Genomic DNA, 14,985 nt, shown 5'->3' on the forward strand with positions numbered 1-14,985 from the left:
CAAAAATGCCACATGAATTCTGTTCATGTAGACGTTAATTCTAATCGTTTGCAAGCGAATGGCAGCGTTTTCATAGTCTCCCGATAAGCCCGAAAAATGGGGGAACGGATATGAAAACCAGCCTTCTGAAAAATACCGCCCTGGCGCTGCTTCTGGGCGCCTGTTCGCTGCCGGCCACCGCGGCTTTTGCACAGCAGAGCTGCATGCGCGTGCTGGGCTACGAATCCGACGGCGAAAAGCAGACGATGGATCCGGCAGCGCTGATCGGCACCGACAGCGTCTATCACATCCGCGCGGTCTACGAACCGCTGGTCGACCGCAACAATGCGATGCAGCCGATCCCCGTGCTGGCCGAATCCTGGGAATCCAATGCCGACGCGACGGAGTGGACATTCCACCTGAGGAAGGGCGTCAAATTCCACGACGGTTCGGACTTCGATGCCGCCGACGTCGTCTATTCGTACCGCCGCCTTCTCGATCCAGCGGTTTCGCCCGGCGGTTTCTCGACGCTTGCCTTCCTCGATGCCGACGGCATCACGGCGGTCGACGATCACACCGTGCGTTTCAAGGTCAAGCAGCCAGTCGTCGAGCTGCCGATGCTAATCGCGACGAAATACGCCCTGATGGTTCCGGATGGCGCCAAGGCGGAAGATTTGCGCGTCAAGGGCGACGGCACCGGCCCCTTCGTCCAGGAGAGCTTCACCATCAACGGTGCCGTCCGTGTGCTGCGGCGCAACGCCAATTACTGGCGCGCCGGCCTGCCGAAAGCCGAGTGCCTCGAGATCACGACGAGCCTGGAATCGACCTCGCGGCTGTCCGCGCTGCTGTCGGGCTCGGTCGACCTGTCGCTGACAGTAGACCCGACCAGCCTCATCACGCTCAAGGACAATCCCGCCGTTGAACTCGTCTCGACGCCGGGAGCGACGTCGCTCTACGTCGCCGTGTGGACGGACACGGCGCCCTTCGACAATCCCAAGGTCCGTGAAGCGATGAAGCTCGTCATGGACCGGCAGAAGATCCTGGACACCGTGCTGCTCGGCTATGGCGAGATCGGAAACGACGCGCCCATCCCGCCAAGCTCGCCGCTCGGTCTCGGCACCCCGGCCAAGACAGCCGATATCGAGCGCGCCAAGGCACTGCTTGCGGAGGCAGGGCACGCCGACGGCATCGAGTTCGATCTCTACACCTCGGACTCCTATCCCGGCATGCTGCTGCTCGCCCAGGTCTACGCCCAGATGGCGGCGCCGGCTGGTATCAAGGTCAACGTCATTCCATCGCCGGCGGAAGGCTACTGGGACACAATCTGGCTGAAGAAGCCGGCGGTGATCTCTTACACCAGCGCACGTCCACCAGCCGAAGCGCTGACACTGTCGCTCAACAGCAAGTCCGAATGGAACGAGACACACTGGAAGCGCGATGACTTCGACGCGCTCGTCGTCAAGGCCGGCCAGACCACCAACGAGCAGGAGCGCATCGGCTTCTATCGCGACGCGCAGCGCATCGTCGCCGACGAAGGCGGCATGATCCTGCCGGTGTTCACATCGATCGTTGCAGGCCTGCGCAAGGGTTGCACCGGCTTCAAGCCCAATGTCGACGTCAACCGCATCGACTATTCCGAGCTGACCTGCAGCCAATAGCGGGCAATTCGCCATCAACTGAACTGGAGCCGCGGGGCAGACCTGCTCCGCGGAAAAGGATGCTTTTATGAAAGTCCTGACGACCTTCCTGCAAAGCTTCGCGGATGCGCTGGACGGCGATGCACTGCCGGTGTCCCGCTCGCACGTGGCCCGGCTGCGTGCATTGCAGGCCAGCCTGCCGCCGGTGAGGTCCGTACCGACGGCACGCGTGCCGATACAGGAAGCCTGCGAAAGCGAGCTGGCTTCCCGCCACGGCGTGTCGGAGTTGGCGCGGTCGCTTTCCGAACTGCTGCCGCAGCTTCATATCACCCGCAGCAAGACATATCTTGCGAACCCGCCTTCCAACGATTTCGGTGACAACTATGGCTACGGCATCATCTGTGGCCCGCAAGGCGGCCCGCCAGCGCTGATCACCGATCCTGACATCGCATTCGGCCTGATGTTCCTCGGGCCCAGAACCCACTATCCGCTTCATCATCACCCGGCCGATGAGCTCTATTACACGGTTACTGGCCCATCGTTCTGGCGCGCCGGCAACGCAGACTGGGTGTCGCGCGGGACCGAGGCTATCATCCACCATCCGCCATGGATGCCGCACGCGACGCTCTCCGCTGAAAGACCACTGGTCCTGCTTTACATCTGGGAGGGCGACCTCGATACCGACGCGGCGTTCATCCTGGACCACCTGCCACTGGATGCCGCCCCGCCGCCAGTTGGATTGGATTTGAAATGAGCATCTTGCGCCTCCTCGCCAGCCGGATCCTGCTCTCGGCCCTGACGCTTCTGATCGTCTCGGTCCTGATCTTTCTGATCCTCGAAGCCTTGCCCGGCGACATCGCGACCCGCATCCTCGGGCGCGACGCGACGGCAAAGGCGCTGGAGGTGCTCCGCAGCCAGCTGCATCTCGACCAGCCGCCGCTGACCCGCTACTTCCACTGGCTCGGTAATCTGCTTCACGGTGATTTCGGCGCCTCGCTGGCGACCGGGCGGCCGATCGCCGACGTGCTCGGTCCCCGCATCGTCAACACGCTGCTGCTCTCGCTATTCGCCTTCGCGCTTTATCTGGTCCTCGCCCTGGTTCCTGCGATCATCCAGGCGACAAACCGGGGCAAAGCTGTCGACAACGTTATTTCCGTGATCACGCTGGTGTTGCTGTCGCTGCCTGACTTCCTGCTGGCGACGATCCTGCTCTTCCTGTTCGCCGTTGCCATCCCGATCCTGCCGGCGCTGGCAACGGTCTCGGAAAACAGCACCTGGCCGGAGATGCTGCGCGCAATGATCCTGCCGGCGACGACACTTGCCATCATGATGGCCGTCTATGCGATCCGCGTGTTGCGCGACAGCCTGATCGAGGTGCTGCGCTCCGACTATGTCCGGCTTGCCGAATTGAAGGGACTGCGCCCCGCGGCCGTGCTGTGGCGGCACGCCTTGCCCAACGCCCTGGTGCCGGCCCTCAACGTGACGGCGCTGAACCTCGGCTTCCTCATCGGCGGCGTGGTGATCGTGGAACGGGTCTTCTCCTATCCGGGTTTCGGCACGTTGCTCATCGATGCGCTGCAGCTGCGCGACATTCCTCTGATCAAGGCAACGGTGATGATCAGTGCTGCCGTCTATGTCGCAGCCAATCTCGTCGCCGACATCTGTGCGGTCCTGCTGCAACCGCGCCTGAGGACACGCTGATGACCGCGATCGTATCCCGTCCGGCCAGATCCCTTCACGGCTGGCACACCACACCCGGGCCATTCAAGGCCGGAGCGGTCATCCTTGGCGTCCATCTGCTGTTTGCCATCGTCGGCGTGTTCTGGACCCCGTACGGCTATGCCGAAATGGGGGCGGGACTGCCGCTTTCCGGCACATCCTGGCAACACCCGATGGGCCTCGACCAGATCGGCCGCGACGTCTTCAGCCGCTTCATGTACGGCGCCCACATCGTGCTTCTGCTTTCCTTCGCGGGCACCGTGCTTGGAATGGTCACGGGTGCCGCGATAGGGCTTATCTCAGGTTATGTCGGCGGCTGGCTCGACGACATCCTGCAGCGTGTCGTCGAAGCGATGATCAGCATACCGTTCCTGGCATTGGCGCTGGTCATGATCATTGCCGCCGGCCCCGCCCTCGCCGGACAGCCGGCCCTCATCATCGTCGTGGTTGCCATCGTCTATGCACCCCGCATCACGCGCATCGCGCGTGCGGCGGCGATGGAAGTCGCGACCCGCGAATATGTCGCCGCTGCGGAACTGCGCGGCGAAGGCACGTTGTCCGTCGTCTTCCGCGAAATCCTGCCCAACACCGCCAATGTACTGCTCGTCGAGTTCTCGCTGCGGCTGAGCTATGCGCCGATCCTGATCGGAGCCCTCGGCTTCCTGGGCTTCGGCATCCGCCCGCCGACCCCGGAATGGGGCCTGATGATCAGCGAAAACCGCAACCTTCTAATCGCCTCGCCGATGACTGTCTTCGGGCCGGGACTGGGCCTGGCGTCCCTCGTCATCGGGTTTAATCTTTTCACCGACGGCCTGTCGCGCATGCTCGGCCAGCGGCCGGTCATGGGAGCTTGACGATGAAACCGCTGATCGAGGTCCGCAATCTCGGCATCGCCTATGGCCGCCCCGGCAGTTGGACGAGTGTTGTCCAGGGCGTCTCCTTCGACTTTGCACGAGGCGAAGCGTTCGGGCTGGTGGGTGAGTCCGGCTGCGGCAAATCCACCGTCGCCTATCGCCTGCTCGGCTACGGCACGGTCAACAGCCTGGCACAGACCGGCGAGGTGCTTTTCGATGGCGTCGATCTGTTGAAACTCGACGCCAGATCGCTGGCGCGCCTGCGCGGCAACCGCATTGCCCTTGTCCCCCAGAATCCGACGACGTCGCTCAGCCCCGGCATGCGGGTCGGGGCGCAGATCCGCGAGATGATCACGACGCACCGGGCGCTTCCCGCCGGCATGACCATGGAGCGCCGCCTCGCGGAGCTGTTCACCCTGGTCGGCCTGCCGGATGTCGGCCATCGTTATCCGCACGAGCTTTCCGGCGGTCAGCAGCAACGCGTAACGATTGCGATGGCGGTCTCGTGCAATCCCGACCTGCTGGTTCTGGATGAGCCGACAACCGGCCTCGACGTCACGACGCAACGCCAGATCATCCAGCTGTTGCAAAGTCTTCGAAGCAGCATCGGCATGGCGATGCTCTACGTCACGCACGATCTCGCCTTGCTCAGTCAGATCGCGGACCGTGTCGGCGTGATGTATGCCGGCCAGTTGGTCGAGATCGCACCTTGCGACGCGTTGCTGTCGGCGCCGGTGCATCCCTATTCGCGCGGCCTGATCGCGTCGATCCCGACGATAGACGGCGCAAGCAGCGGTCGAGGCCTGCGCGGCATGCTGAGGCGGGACCAGATCCCCAGCGGTTGCAAGTTCGAACCGCGCTGCGACTTCGCAAAGGCGGATTGCAAAGGCACACCACAGACACTCGAGCCGGTCGGCAAGGAGAGAGCCGTCGCCTGCATGCGCTGGAAGGATATCGAACCCGCCGCCGCGGAACTGACCAGAGCGGCCCGGTCACCACAGCCGGACACCGAGGTGGGAGCGGTGCTCAGCGTCGAGGATCTCGCCTTGTCCTACCAGTCTCCAAGCGTCCTTCGGACGTTTCTCGGCAAAGCTGACAGCATCGTTGCCCGCGACATCAGTTTCGAGCTGAAGCCGGGTGAGGTCGTCGCCCTCGTTGGCGAGTCCGGCAGCGGCAAGTCGACCATCGCCCGCGCGATCAGCGGCCGGCTGCAACCCCGGTCGGGTGGAATCCACCTTGATGGAAACGCACTGGCGCCGGTGTTGCGGCGCCGTTCTGTCGAGCAGCTGCGACAGATCCAGTACATTTTCCAGAACCCCGATGCCTCGCTGAATCCGCGCCGGCGCATCCGGTCGATCTTGGAGCGGCCACTGCGCCATTTCGGCATCAAATCGGATGGCGAGACGCTCGAAACCGTGCTGGAAAGCGTCGGCCTGCATGCGGGCTATCTCAATCGCTTTCCCGAACAGCTTTCGGGCGGCGAGCGCCAGCGCATCGCCATCGCGCGCGCCCTGCTGGTCAACCCGAAGCTTCTGATCTGCGACGAGATCCTGTCGGCACTCGACGTGTCGGTCCAATCGCGCATCGTCGAGCTGCTGCAGTCGCTGAAGAAACAGCATTCCGTCGCGATGCTGTTCATCTCGCACGATCTGGCTGTCGTGCAGCAGCTGGCCGACAAGGTAGCGGTACTCTATCGGGGCGAGCTCCTGCAGATGGCCGACACGGCCACCTTGCTCGAATCCCCTCTGCACCCCTACACCCAGATACTGCTCGAGGCTGCACCCGGCCTGCGCAAGGACCAATACGTCTCGAGGTCGCCGGCAACACCGGGTGAGACGTCGACAGGCGGGCAAGGATGTCCTCTTGCGGGCCGCTGCCATCGGCAGATCGGAAAGATCTGTGCGGAGAGCCGCCCGCCAGTTCGCAGCACGGAGACAGGCTTCATTCGCTGCCACATACCGGGCAGCCAGTTGGTGCGAGGCAACGAGCTGGCTGCAGCCTGAGCAAAACGGGCGCCAGCGGCGCCCGTCGATCTGATCGGCTTTGACGCGGCGCGAACCGCAACCGCTCAATAGATGTCGAAGTCGAAATACTTCGCCTGCACCTTCTTGTAGGTGCCGTCGGCAACGATGGCGTCGATCGCCGCATTGAAGCGCTCGCGCAGCGCGTCCTCGCCCTGGCGGATGGCGATGCCGATCTCGGCCTCGGTACCCTCCACGTCACCGATCAGCTTGCAGCAATCCTTGCCGTTGCCATTCTTGACCCAGTCGACCAGCACGAACTTGTCGGTGATGATGGCGTCGAGCCGGCCGTTGACGAGGTCGGCGACGGCATCCTCATGCGTCGGATAGAGCTTCACGTCGGCGCCGGCCTTGGCGTAGACATCCTGCGCGTAGGTGGCCTGCATGGTCGAGCCTTGCGCGCCCAGCGTCTTGCCTTCCAGCGCCGCCGGCTCGGTGCCGGTCACGGTGGTGTCCTTCAGGCCGGCCAGCGCCAGCGGCGTCGCGTAATATTTGTTGGTGAAGGCGACCTGCTTCTTGCGCTCCTCGGTGATGGTCATCGAGGCGATGATGGCGTCGAACTTCCTGGCCTGCAGCGCCGGGATCATGCCGTCCCAATCCTGCGCGACGATCTCGCATTCGATTTTCATCTCAGCGCACAGCGCATTGGCGATGTCGACGTCGAAGCCGGCCAGCTTGCCGTCCGCCGTGACCGTGCTGAAGGGCGGCGCAGCCCCTTCCGTGGCGATCTTCAGCTTTTCGGCGGCAGCCGTCCCCATCATCAACATCGTCGCGGCCGCAGCCGAGACGAGCCATTTCGAAATCTGCATTCCTGTTTTCCCTCCAACTTCGGCCGAAACGGCCGGGCCCTGCCAAACATGTGCCGGCAAAGCGAGAAAGCGCCAGCGCCGGGCTTCGATTGGTGCTCGGAGGATGGTTTCTTTAGGGCGCTACGATCCCGCCTCTTGCGAAGGTTGGACAACACCCTCTTCGTATTTTTGGATGATGATATCGCAGGACTTGCGGAGTCTTTTCAGGTTCTCGATCGTAAGCATCCGCGAAACCTCGGATTCACCTCGTGCGTATTGAATCCAGATTATCTTCTCCTCATCGTCCATTGCCAGGAGCAGATTGGCGATGTCCTTGCCCCTGGCATCGAATATCTTCTCCCGCACATAAACGTCGTAGCCGTAGTCGTACTTGAACATCCGCCAAAAGGCTTTCTTCGCCGAAACCATGGCCCCTCCATTGACCACTACTTGGCCGCTTTGACCAACCGCACGCAAGGAAATTCAAACGACGATCCCGAATGATCGACGACGAGTGACCATCAGCACGCGAATAATCCGGACCGGACATCCTCGCTCGATAACACCCGGCTCACGCAAAGGTGACCTCCCCTCGGCCGCATCAGGTTGAAGCCGCAAGCCTTGCTGGTAGCCTGCTCTCGGGTTGTCCCCGGGGCGCGGAACCGGTCGGCGATGAGCGCTGCCGGTCAAGGCCGTGCCCGCTGACCCTTGGAGTCCGATCAATGGCCAGTTTTGCCCTTTCCCGTCGCACCGTCATGGCAAGCGCCGGCGCCCTCGCTACCGCTGCCATCCTCGACCTGCCCATCGGCATCGCGCCGGCGCGGGCGCAAGACGCACCCGTGAGCCACAATCCCGGCTTCTATCGCTACAAGGTGGGCGACATCACCGTCACCGCACTCAACGACGGATTCGGCCAGCGCCCGCTCGACGGCTTCATCCGCAATGCCGAGCTCGCTGACGTCAAGAAGGCGATGGAGGATGCCTATCTGCCGAGCGATGCGATTTCCATCTCCTACACCACGCTGGCGCTGCAGATCGGCGACAGGCTGGTGCTGATCGACACCGGCAACGGCGATTCCGGCGCGCCAACCTCAGGCGTCTGGATGAACAATTTCAAGGCTGCCGGATTCAAGCCAGAGGATGTCTCGACCGTCATCATCAGCCATTTCCATGGCGACCACATCAACGGCTTCCGGCTCAAGGACGGCACCGCCGTCTTTCCAAACGCCGAGGTCATGGTGCCGGCCGCCGAATGGGCTTTCTGGATGGACGATTCCAAGATGAACGCCGCGCCGGAAGCCGCGAAGAACGCATTCGCCACCGTGCGCCGCGTCTTCGGCCCCGTCGCCAAGGACGTCAAGCAGTACGAAGGCGACAAGGAACTGGTGCCGGGCGTGACCGCGATCGCTGCTCCCGGCCACACGCCCGGCCACACCGTCTTCGCCATTGCCTCCGGCGACGACAGCCTGATGGCATTGTCGGATACGACCAATCATCCTGCGCTGTTCGTGCGCAACCCCGACTGGACGGCGGTGTTCGACATGGACGGGCCGCAGGCGACGGCAACCCGGCGCAAGCTGCTCGACATGGCGGCGGCGGAGAAGATGCAGGTTGCCTTCTACCACGCCCCCTTCCCCGCGACCGGTCACATCGCCAAATCCGGCAATGGCTTCGAACTGGTGCCGGTGCAGTGGAGCAGCGCGATCTGAGCCGCGTGGCGCTGGACAGATAAAAGGCCGGGAGAGCTCCCGGCCTTCCTTTTCAGCAACGAGGCGGCTGGCTATCCGTCATCAGCAACAGCTGCTCAATAGATGTCGAAGTCGAAATATTTCGACTGGATCTTCTTGTAGGTGCCGTCGGCCACGATGGCGTCGATGGCCGCATTGAACTTCTCGCGCAGCTCATTGTCCTCCTGGCGTATCGCGATTCCGGCTTCGGTCTCGGTTCCCTTGACGTCGCCGATCATCTTGCAGCAATCCTTGGCCGAGCCGTTCTTCATCCAGTCGACCAGCACGAACTTGTCGGAGAGGACGGCGTCGAGGCGGCCGTTGACCAGGTCGGTCACCGCTTCTTCCTGCGTCGGGTAGAGCTTCACGTCGGCGCCGGCCTTGGCATAGACGTCCTGCGCATAGTCGGCCTGGGTGGTAGAAGCTTGCGCGCCCACGGTCTTGCCTTTGACTGCCTCACCATCCGTGCCGGCCAGCGCGCTGTCCTTCAAGGCAACCAGCGCCAGCGGCGTGGTGTAGTATTTGTTGGTGAAGGCGACCTGCTTCTTGCGCTCGGGCGTGATGCTCATCGAAGCGATGATGGCATCGAACTTCTTGGCCTGCAGCGCCGGGATCATGCCGTCCCAATCCTGCGTGACGAGTTCGCACTCGGCCTTCATCTGTGCGCACAGCGCATTGGCGATGTCGATGTCGAAACCCTCCAGCTTGCCGTCCGCTGTGAGGGTGTTGAAAGGCGGATAGGCACCCTCCGTGCCGATCTTGATCTTGTCAGCGGCAAAGGCAGCACTGGCGCCCGCCACCATCATCGTTGCGGCTGCGACCGTTGCGAACCACTTGGACATTCTCATCATGTTTCCCCTCGGGTTGGTCTTGTTGTCCGCAGACAGCCAAGCACGCCGCCGGGAGGCAGGCAAGCGCGGGATGCGACGTGGTGTTGCTGCTTTAGATGGGGGGCTTTTGGGAAGGCGGAGCAAGGGAGTAAGGGAGTGGGTGTTTGTCCCCTATTCCCCTATTCCCCTATTCCCCTATTCCCCTATTCCCCTATTCCCCTATTCCCCTATTCCCCTATTCCCTCATCTTGCTGCCCGAAAATGCTTCGACAGCTTCAGGCCCTGCGCCTGGTAATTGGAGCCGAGGTCGGTGCCGTAAAGCGCGGTCGGCCGCTTCAGCATGTGCTCGTAGACCAGCCGGCCGACGATCTGGCCGTGGTCGAGGATGAACGGCACCTCGTGGCTGCGCACTTCCAGAACCGCGCGGCTGCCGGTGCCGCCGGCGGCGGAATGACCGAAGCCCGGATCGAAGAAGCCGGCATAGTGCACGCGGAATTCACCGACCAGCGGATCGAATGGCGTCATCTCGGCGGCGTAGAGCGGCGGCACATGCACCGCCTCCTGGCTGACGAGGATGTAGAATTCGTCGGGATCGAGCACCAGTTCGCCGGCGCCGCTGCGATAGAGCGGCTCCCAGAAATCGACGATGTCCTGGGCGGCGCGCTTGTCGACGTCGACCAGCCCGGTGTGATGCTTGCCGCGATAGCCGACCAGCCCGTCCTTGTCGCCGGCCAGATCGATGGACAGCGCGATGCCGCCGTTGGAGATGTTGGGCGGGTCGATCGCCACCAGCGTCTCGGCACGGTGCAAGGCATGCAGCTCCTCTTCCGACAGAAGCGCATTGCCGGTGCGGAAGCGGATCTGCGACAGGCGCGAGCCGGTGCGGGCGACGATCGGGAAGGTGCGCGGGCTGACTTCGAGATAGAGCTGGCCGCGATAGCCGGCGGCAATCTTGTCGAACTCCTGGCCATGGTCGGTCATGACGCGGGTGAAGATGTCGAGCCGGCCGGTCGAACTCTTCGGATTGGTCGAGGCGGAAATGTCGCCCGGCAGTTCCAGGCTTTCCAGCAGCGGCACGATGTAGACGCAGCCCGTCTCAAGCACCGCGCCTTCGGCAAGGTCGATCTCATGCAGCTTCAGCCGGTCGAGCTTGGCCTCCACCGTGCTGTGGGGGCCGGGCAGGAAGGAGGCGCGCACGCGATAGGCCTTTTCGCCGAGGCGCAGGTCGAGGCTCGCCGGCTGGATCTGGTCGGCATCGAGCGGACGCGGCGACTTCAGGGCGCCGGCCTGGAACAGCGCCGCGATATCCTGATCGGGAAGAATGCCTGTCTTGCGCAATGACAACTCCACAGGTGGCTCAAGTCAGCCAGCCCTCCATGCTCTTAATGAAGCCGGCAATTGACGCAAGCCGCCCCCGGGTCTAAAGGGAACTTTATCCCGTGGTGATTTGGCCGGTCGGCTTGCAGCCACGTTAAACAAGTCGCTAAAGGACCGCAGGGCCCGACAAAGCCCCTATGGACCGGTTGCGACTTCGCGGCCGGTTTTTTTGTGTGTCGGAACGGAACCATGACCGAGAAAAAGCGCAACTGGAAACCCGCAACCCAGCTCGTCCACGCTGGCACGCTGCGATCGGGCTTCGGCGAGATGTCGGAAGCGATGTTCCTGACGCAGGGCTATCACTACGACAGCGCCGAGCGCGCCGAGGCCCGCTTCAAGGGCGAGGAGCCGGGCTTCATCTATTCGCGCTACGCGAACCCCACCGTCGACATGTTCGAAAAGCGCATGTGCGCGCTGGAAGGCGCTGAAGACGCCCGTGCCTTCGCATCCGGCATGGCGGCGGTGACGGCCGCCGTTTTGTGCAGCCTCAAGGCTGGCGACCATATCGTGGCTGCGCGCGCGCTGTTCGGCTCCTGTCGCTGGGTGGTCGAGACGCTGGCACCGAAATATGGCATCGAGGCAACGCTGGTCGATGGCACCGAGATCGGGAACTGGGAAGCCGCGGTGAGGCCGAACACCAAGCTGTTCTTCCTGGAGAGCCCGACCAACCCGACGCTGGAAGTGGTCGATATCGCCGCCGTCGCCAGGCTCGCCAATTCGATCGGCGCCAGGCTGGTGGTGGACAATGTCTTTGCCACACCGCTGATGCAGAAGCCGCTGGAACTCGGCGCGCACATCGTCGTCTATTCGGCCACCAAGCACATTGACGGCCAGGGCCGCTGCCTCGGTGGCATCGTGCTGTCCGACAAGAAGTGGATCGACGAGAACCTGCACGATTACTTCCGCCACACCGGCCCGAGCCTCTCGCCGTTCAACGCCTGGGTGCTGCTGAAAGGCCTGGAGACGCTGCCGCTGCGCGTGCGCCAGCAGACGGAAGCAGCCGGCAAGATCGCCGATTTCCTCGCCGACCACCCGAAGGTCGGGCGGCTGATCTATCCCGGCCGCGCCGACCATCCGCAGGCCGACATCATCAAGAAGCAGATGACCGGCGGCTCGACGCTGATCTGCTTCGACCTCAAAGGCGGCAAGAAATCGGCCTTCGCCTTCGAGAACGCGCTCGACGTGGTGCTGATCTCCAACAATCTGGGCGACGCCAAGAGCCTGATCACCCATCCGGCAACGACGACGCACAAGAACCTGACCGACGAGGCCCGCGCCGAACTCGGCATGGGCGACGGCACGCTGCGCCTGTCGCTCGGTCTCGAAGACACCGACGACCTGCTGGAAGACATCGAACAGGCGCTGGCGAAGGCGTAAAGTCCGAGAAAAGGCCCGTCCCTGGAGGGCGGGCCTTGGTTTCTCTTTGCCGGATCCGTGCTGGTCCGTCAGCATCTATGGCTGACCATGCCTCGGCGAGCTCATCCCGATCAGCGTTCCGGAATGGATCCCCGACACTCTCCAGTCGCTTCGCTCCCTGCGAGGTCGAGGATGACGGGCTTCATTTCCTGCCAGCGCTAATTGTCACCATCGCCTCCACGCTGGTGGTTGGCGGAGGCGAAAAGGGAACTCCGTCATCCTCGACCTCGCGAGCGACCGCAGGGAGCGGAGAGTGTCGGGGATCCATTCCGGAACGCCGCAGAAAAAAGCGAAAAGTCGACTGCCCGCCCGCTACCGCAGCGCCTTCGGCGCGACGGAGCGCCAGCTCATCGTCATGGCGTGGCGGACAGTCTCTTCGTCCGCCTGTTCCAGCCAGACCCGCGTCCAACCCTTCTGGCCCCAGGAGCCCGGGATCGGCTCGAACTGGCCGGCCGATGTTTCGAGCAGCAGCCGCTGCTCGTCCGGTGCCAGCTTGATGACGGCGCGGTTGTCCTTGGGCCGCAGCGTGGCGAAGATCTTGCCGCGCACGCGGAAATCGGTGACGTCGAAATGGCTGCTCTGCACGGCTTCGGGGAAGCCGAGCGCGATCTGGCAATAGCGATCCTCGGACAGCACGACCACCCTCCCCTCAAGCGTTTCGGCTGCAGCGATCATGCCGCAAACCAGCCGGCAGCGATACAGATCAGATCAGGCGCCCGAGAGCACTTCCTCGGCTTCGTCGGACTTGGTGGTGATGTTCATGGTGTTGCCGCGCCAGTCGATGGCGCCGCCGAGCCAGCCGCGCAGCCAGATCGCCGGCACCATGATATCGCGCACCACCATCGCCGGGATCAGGCGCGGCGAGGCATACCAGCCCTTGGCCAGCGCCAATGCATATTCCGGCAGGTAGACGGCACAGAGCACCAGAAAGGCGGTCGAGACCATATCGGCACCGGAGCCGGCCGCGGCAATCAGCGCGAACAGCAGAGGCATCGCCGCGCCGACACAAAGTTCGGGCGCGAAAAACAACGGGAAGGTGACGCGGCGCAGCCTCGCCCAGCGGGCCTGGCGCGACCATACCGCTTCGAGCCTGCGATGCCCGAGTGGCTGCTCGAACGGCGAGGCCACCAGATGGACATTGAGGCCGAGCCCGTTGACCAGCTTGGTTGCAGCGGCGTCCTCGGCGATCTCGGCGGCCAGGGCGCGGATGCCGCCATTGGCATCGAGCAGTGGCTTCGACCACAGCATGCTCTTGCCCTGCGCGAAGCCGAGACCCGCGGCAGCCCCAGTATACTGCCAGCGCGCCTGCAGTGTGTTGAGGAAAGCACATTCGACCTCGGCCCAGAAGCCATCCGGACGCGAGCCGACCGGCGTCGAGCAGACGAGACCGCTGTCGGTGCGCCAGGCATGCATCATGTGCTGGATGTAGTCGCGCGGCATCAGCACATTGGAATCGGCCAGGATCACCCAATCGTGGCGGGCCGCCTCCCAGCCCTTCACGCAGTTGTTCAGCTTGGGGTTGCCGCTGATGCGGTCATCGCCGAACAGGAGGCGCGCCGGCACGTCCGGAAAACGCGCCATGGTGGTGCGGATGGCCAGGGCAATCGGGTCATCGGTGTGCGCCACGCAGAAGATCAGCTCATAGTCCGGCCAGTCGAGCCGAAAGGCGCGTTCGAGCGTCTCGGCGGTGAATGGCTCGACGCCACGCGCCGGTATGACGACGGAAACCGGCGGCGCATCGCCACGCGGCGGTGCAACGGTGCGGCGGCGTTCCAACTGGGACCATGCCAGCCCTACGGAAACGAAATTGGTGAGAAGCAGTGCGGCGGAAAAGGAAGCGGCTGCGATGGTCAGGTCCATGAAGTCAGGTCACTCCTGGAAACGCGGGCTTTAGAGCGCCGCGCGTCCTCTTGGACGCGCAAGGACGCTCTAAGACTTTGATCTGGCGCATGATCCTTTCCGAAAATCGATTCCGATTTTCGGGATCATGCGCTAGCCTTGTTAGGCTGCGTCCAGGAATCATCACGGGACCGGACGCGATCGGCGCACACCATCACCGTTTCATGTCGTGTACATGACAGATGGTTGACCACGACGGTCTGCGGACGGAAACTCGCAGCGGTTTTGGTACGAGTCGCTCCAGGTTACCCATGTACAGTGCAGTCACCCGCAACATCGTGGTCGAGGTGGAACCCTTCTACCTCGAGGACCGCTCGGACCCCGACGAGGGCCGTTACGTGTGGGGCTACCGGGTGACGATCGACAACCGTTCGGACGAATTCGTCCAGCTTCTGTCGCGCTACTGGCACATCACCGATGGCGCCGGACAGGTGGAGGAGGTGCGCGGCCCGGGTGTCGTCGGCGAAAAGCCGGAACTCAACCCCGGCGACAGCTACCAATACACCTCAGGCTGCCCGCTTTCGACACCGTCCGGCATCATGGTCGGCCACTACACGATGCGCAATGCACGCGGCGAGCAGTTCGACATCGCCATCCCGGCCTTCTCGCTGGATCTGCCGAATGCCAGGCGGGTGGTGAATTAGCGGCGTGGTTCCCTTCTCCCCGTTCACGGGGAGAAGGTGGCCCGAAGGGCCGGATGAGGGGCGACACCAAGTAGGCAGAAGCCGGCTCTGCCCC

At 63.4% G+C, this 14,985-nt stretch carries 14 protein-coding genes and 1 riboswitch; of the genes, 8 read left to right on the top strand and 6 right to left on the bottom strand.

The window, feature by feature from the left end:
- The first annotated feature begins 110 nt into the window (after positions 1-110).
- The 5 genes from AO692_RS03465 (at position 111) to AO692_RS03485 (ending at position 6,192) form a co-directional block, all read left to right on the top strand.
- Positions 111-1,637 carry an ABC transporter substrate-binding protein gene (locus AO692_RS03465; RefSeq protein ID WP_054308648.1) on the top strand — a complete coding sequence of 509 codons (1,527 nt, stop codon included), beginning with the start codon at positions 111-113 and terminating at the stop codon, positions 1,635-1,637.
- A 67-nt stretch (positions 1,638-1,704) separates the two neighbouring features.
- Positions 1,705-2,370, top strand: coding sequence for a dimethylsulfonioproprionate lyase family protein (locus AO692_RS03470; RefSeq protein WP_054308649.1), 666 nt, complete (start codon positions 1,705-1,707; stop codon positions 2,368-2,370).
- The gene (locus AO692_RS03475; RefSeq protein WP_054308650.1) at positions 2,367-3,317 is read left to right on the top strand and encodes an ABC transporter permease; all 951 of its coding nucleotides are present in this window, start codon (positions 2,367-2,369) and stop codon (positions 3,315-3,317) included. Before AO692_RS03470 ends, AO692_RS03475 begins: the two co-directional genes overlap by 4 nt.
- Positions 3,317-4,189, top strand: coding sequence for an ABC transporter permease (locus AO692_RS03480; RefSeq protein ID WP_054308651.1), 873 nt, complete (start codon positions 3,317-3,319; stop codon positions 4,187-4,189). Before AO692_RS03475 ends, AO692_RS03480 begins: the two co-directional genes overlap by 1 nt.
- Before the next feature lie 2 nt (positions 4,190-4,191).
- Positions 4,192-6,192: a dipeptide ABC transporter ATP-binding protein gene (locus AO692_RS03485; RefSeq protein WP_054308652.1), complete on the top strand. Its 2,001-nt coding sequence runs from the start codon at positions 4,192-4,194 to the stop codon at positions 6,190-6,192.
- 65 nt (positions 6,193-6,257) lie between these two features.
- Here AO692_RS03485 and AO692_RS03490 read toward each other — a convergent pair whose 3' ends face one another.
- Together AO692_RS03490 and AO692_RS03495 are read right to left on the bottom strand one after the other, a co-directional pair.
- Positions 6,258-6,968 carry a transporter substrate-binding domain-containing protein gene (locus tag AO692_RS03490; protein ID WP_348271440.1) on the bottom strand — a complete coding sequence of 237 codons (711 nt, stop codon included), beginning with the start codon at positions 6,966-6,968 and terminating at the stop codon, positions 6,258-6,260.
- A gap of 171 nt (positions 6,969-7,139) precedes the next feature.
- Entirely contained in the window at positions 7,140-7,427 is a 288-nt protein-coding gene (locus AO692_RS03495; protein WP_054308653.1) for a hypothetical protein, read from the bottom strand.
- Positions 7,428-7,720: 293 nt separating this feature from the next.
- Between AO692_RS03495 and AO692_RS03500 the strand changes: the two genes are divergently transcribed.
- Entirely contained in the window at positions 7,721-8,707 is a 987-nt protein-coding gene (locus AO692_RS03500; protein WP_054308654.1) for an MBL fold metallo-hydrolase, read from the top strand.
- Between the two features lie 95 nt (positions 8,708-8,802).
- Here the strand turns inward: AO692_RS03500 and AO692_RS03505 are convergent, their stop codons facing one another.
- The gene (locus tag AO692_RS03505; RefSeq protein ID WP_244483247.1) at positions 8,803-9,531 is read right to left on the bottom strand and encodes an ABC transporter substrate-binding protein; all 729 of its coding nucleotides are present in this window, start codon (positions 9,529-9,531) and stop codon (positions 8,803-8,805) included.
- Positions 9,532-9,798: 267 nt separating this feature from the next.
- Positions 9,799-10,899, bottom strand: a complete 1,101-nt coding sequence (locus AO692_RS03510; protein ID WP_200911704.1) for a 2'-deoxycytidine 5'-triphosphate deaminase — start codon at positions 10,897-10,899, stop codon at positions 9,799-9,801.
- 85 nt (positions 10,900-10,984) lie between these two features.
- Positions 10,985-11,062, top strand: a riboswitch (SAM riboswitch).
- Between the two features lie 59 nt (positions 11,063-11,121).
- Here AO692_RS03510 and AO692_RS03515 point away from each other — a divergent pair.
- Positions 11,122-12,309: an O-succinylhomoserine sulfhydrylase gene (locus tag AO692_RS03515; RefSeq protein WP_054308657.1), complete on the top strand. Its 1,188-nt coding sequence runs from the start codon at positions 11,122-11,124 to the stop codon at positions 12,307-12,309.
- 351 nt (positions 12,310-12,660) lie between these two features.
- Here the strand turns inward: AO692_RS03515 and AO692_RS03520 are convergent, their stop codons facing one another.
- Positions 12,661-13,023 carry an MmcQ/YjbR family DNA-binding protein gene (locus AO692_RS03520; protein ID WP_082407200.1) on the bottom strand — a complete coding sequence of 121 codons (363 nt, stop codon included), beginning with the start codon at positions 13,021-13,023 and terminating at the stop codon, positions 12,661-12,663.
- 33 nt (positions 13,024-13,056) lie between these two features.
- The gene (locus AO692_RS03525) at positions 13,057-14,208 is read right to left on the bottom strand and encodes a glycosyltransferase (RefSeq protein ID WP_054308658.1); all 1,152 of its coding nucleotides are present in this window, start codon (positions 14,206-14,208) and stop codon (positions 13,057-13,059) included.
- 290 nt (positions 14,209-14,498) lie between these two features.
- Between AO692_RS03525 and apaG the strand changes: the two genes are divergently transcribed.
- Complete coding sequence (apaG, locus tag AO692_RS03530; RefSeq protein ID WP_054308659.1) at positions 14,499-14,891, top strand: Co2+/Mg2+ efflux protein ApaG; 393 nt, start codon at positions 14,499-14,501, stop codon at positions 14,889-14,891.
- Positions 14,892-14,985 lie beyond the last annotated feature (94 nt).

Origin of the sequence: Mesorhizobium sp. 1M-11, assembly GCF_001303895.1 — a bacterium.
Classification (GTDB): Bacteria; Pseudomonadota; Alphaproteobacteria; order Rhizobiales; family Rhizobiaceae; genus Mesorhizobium.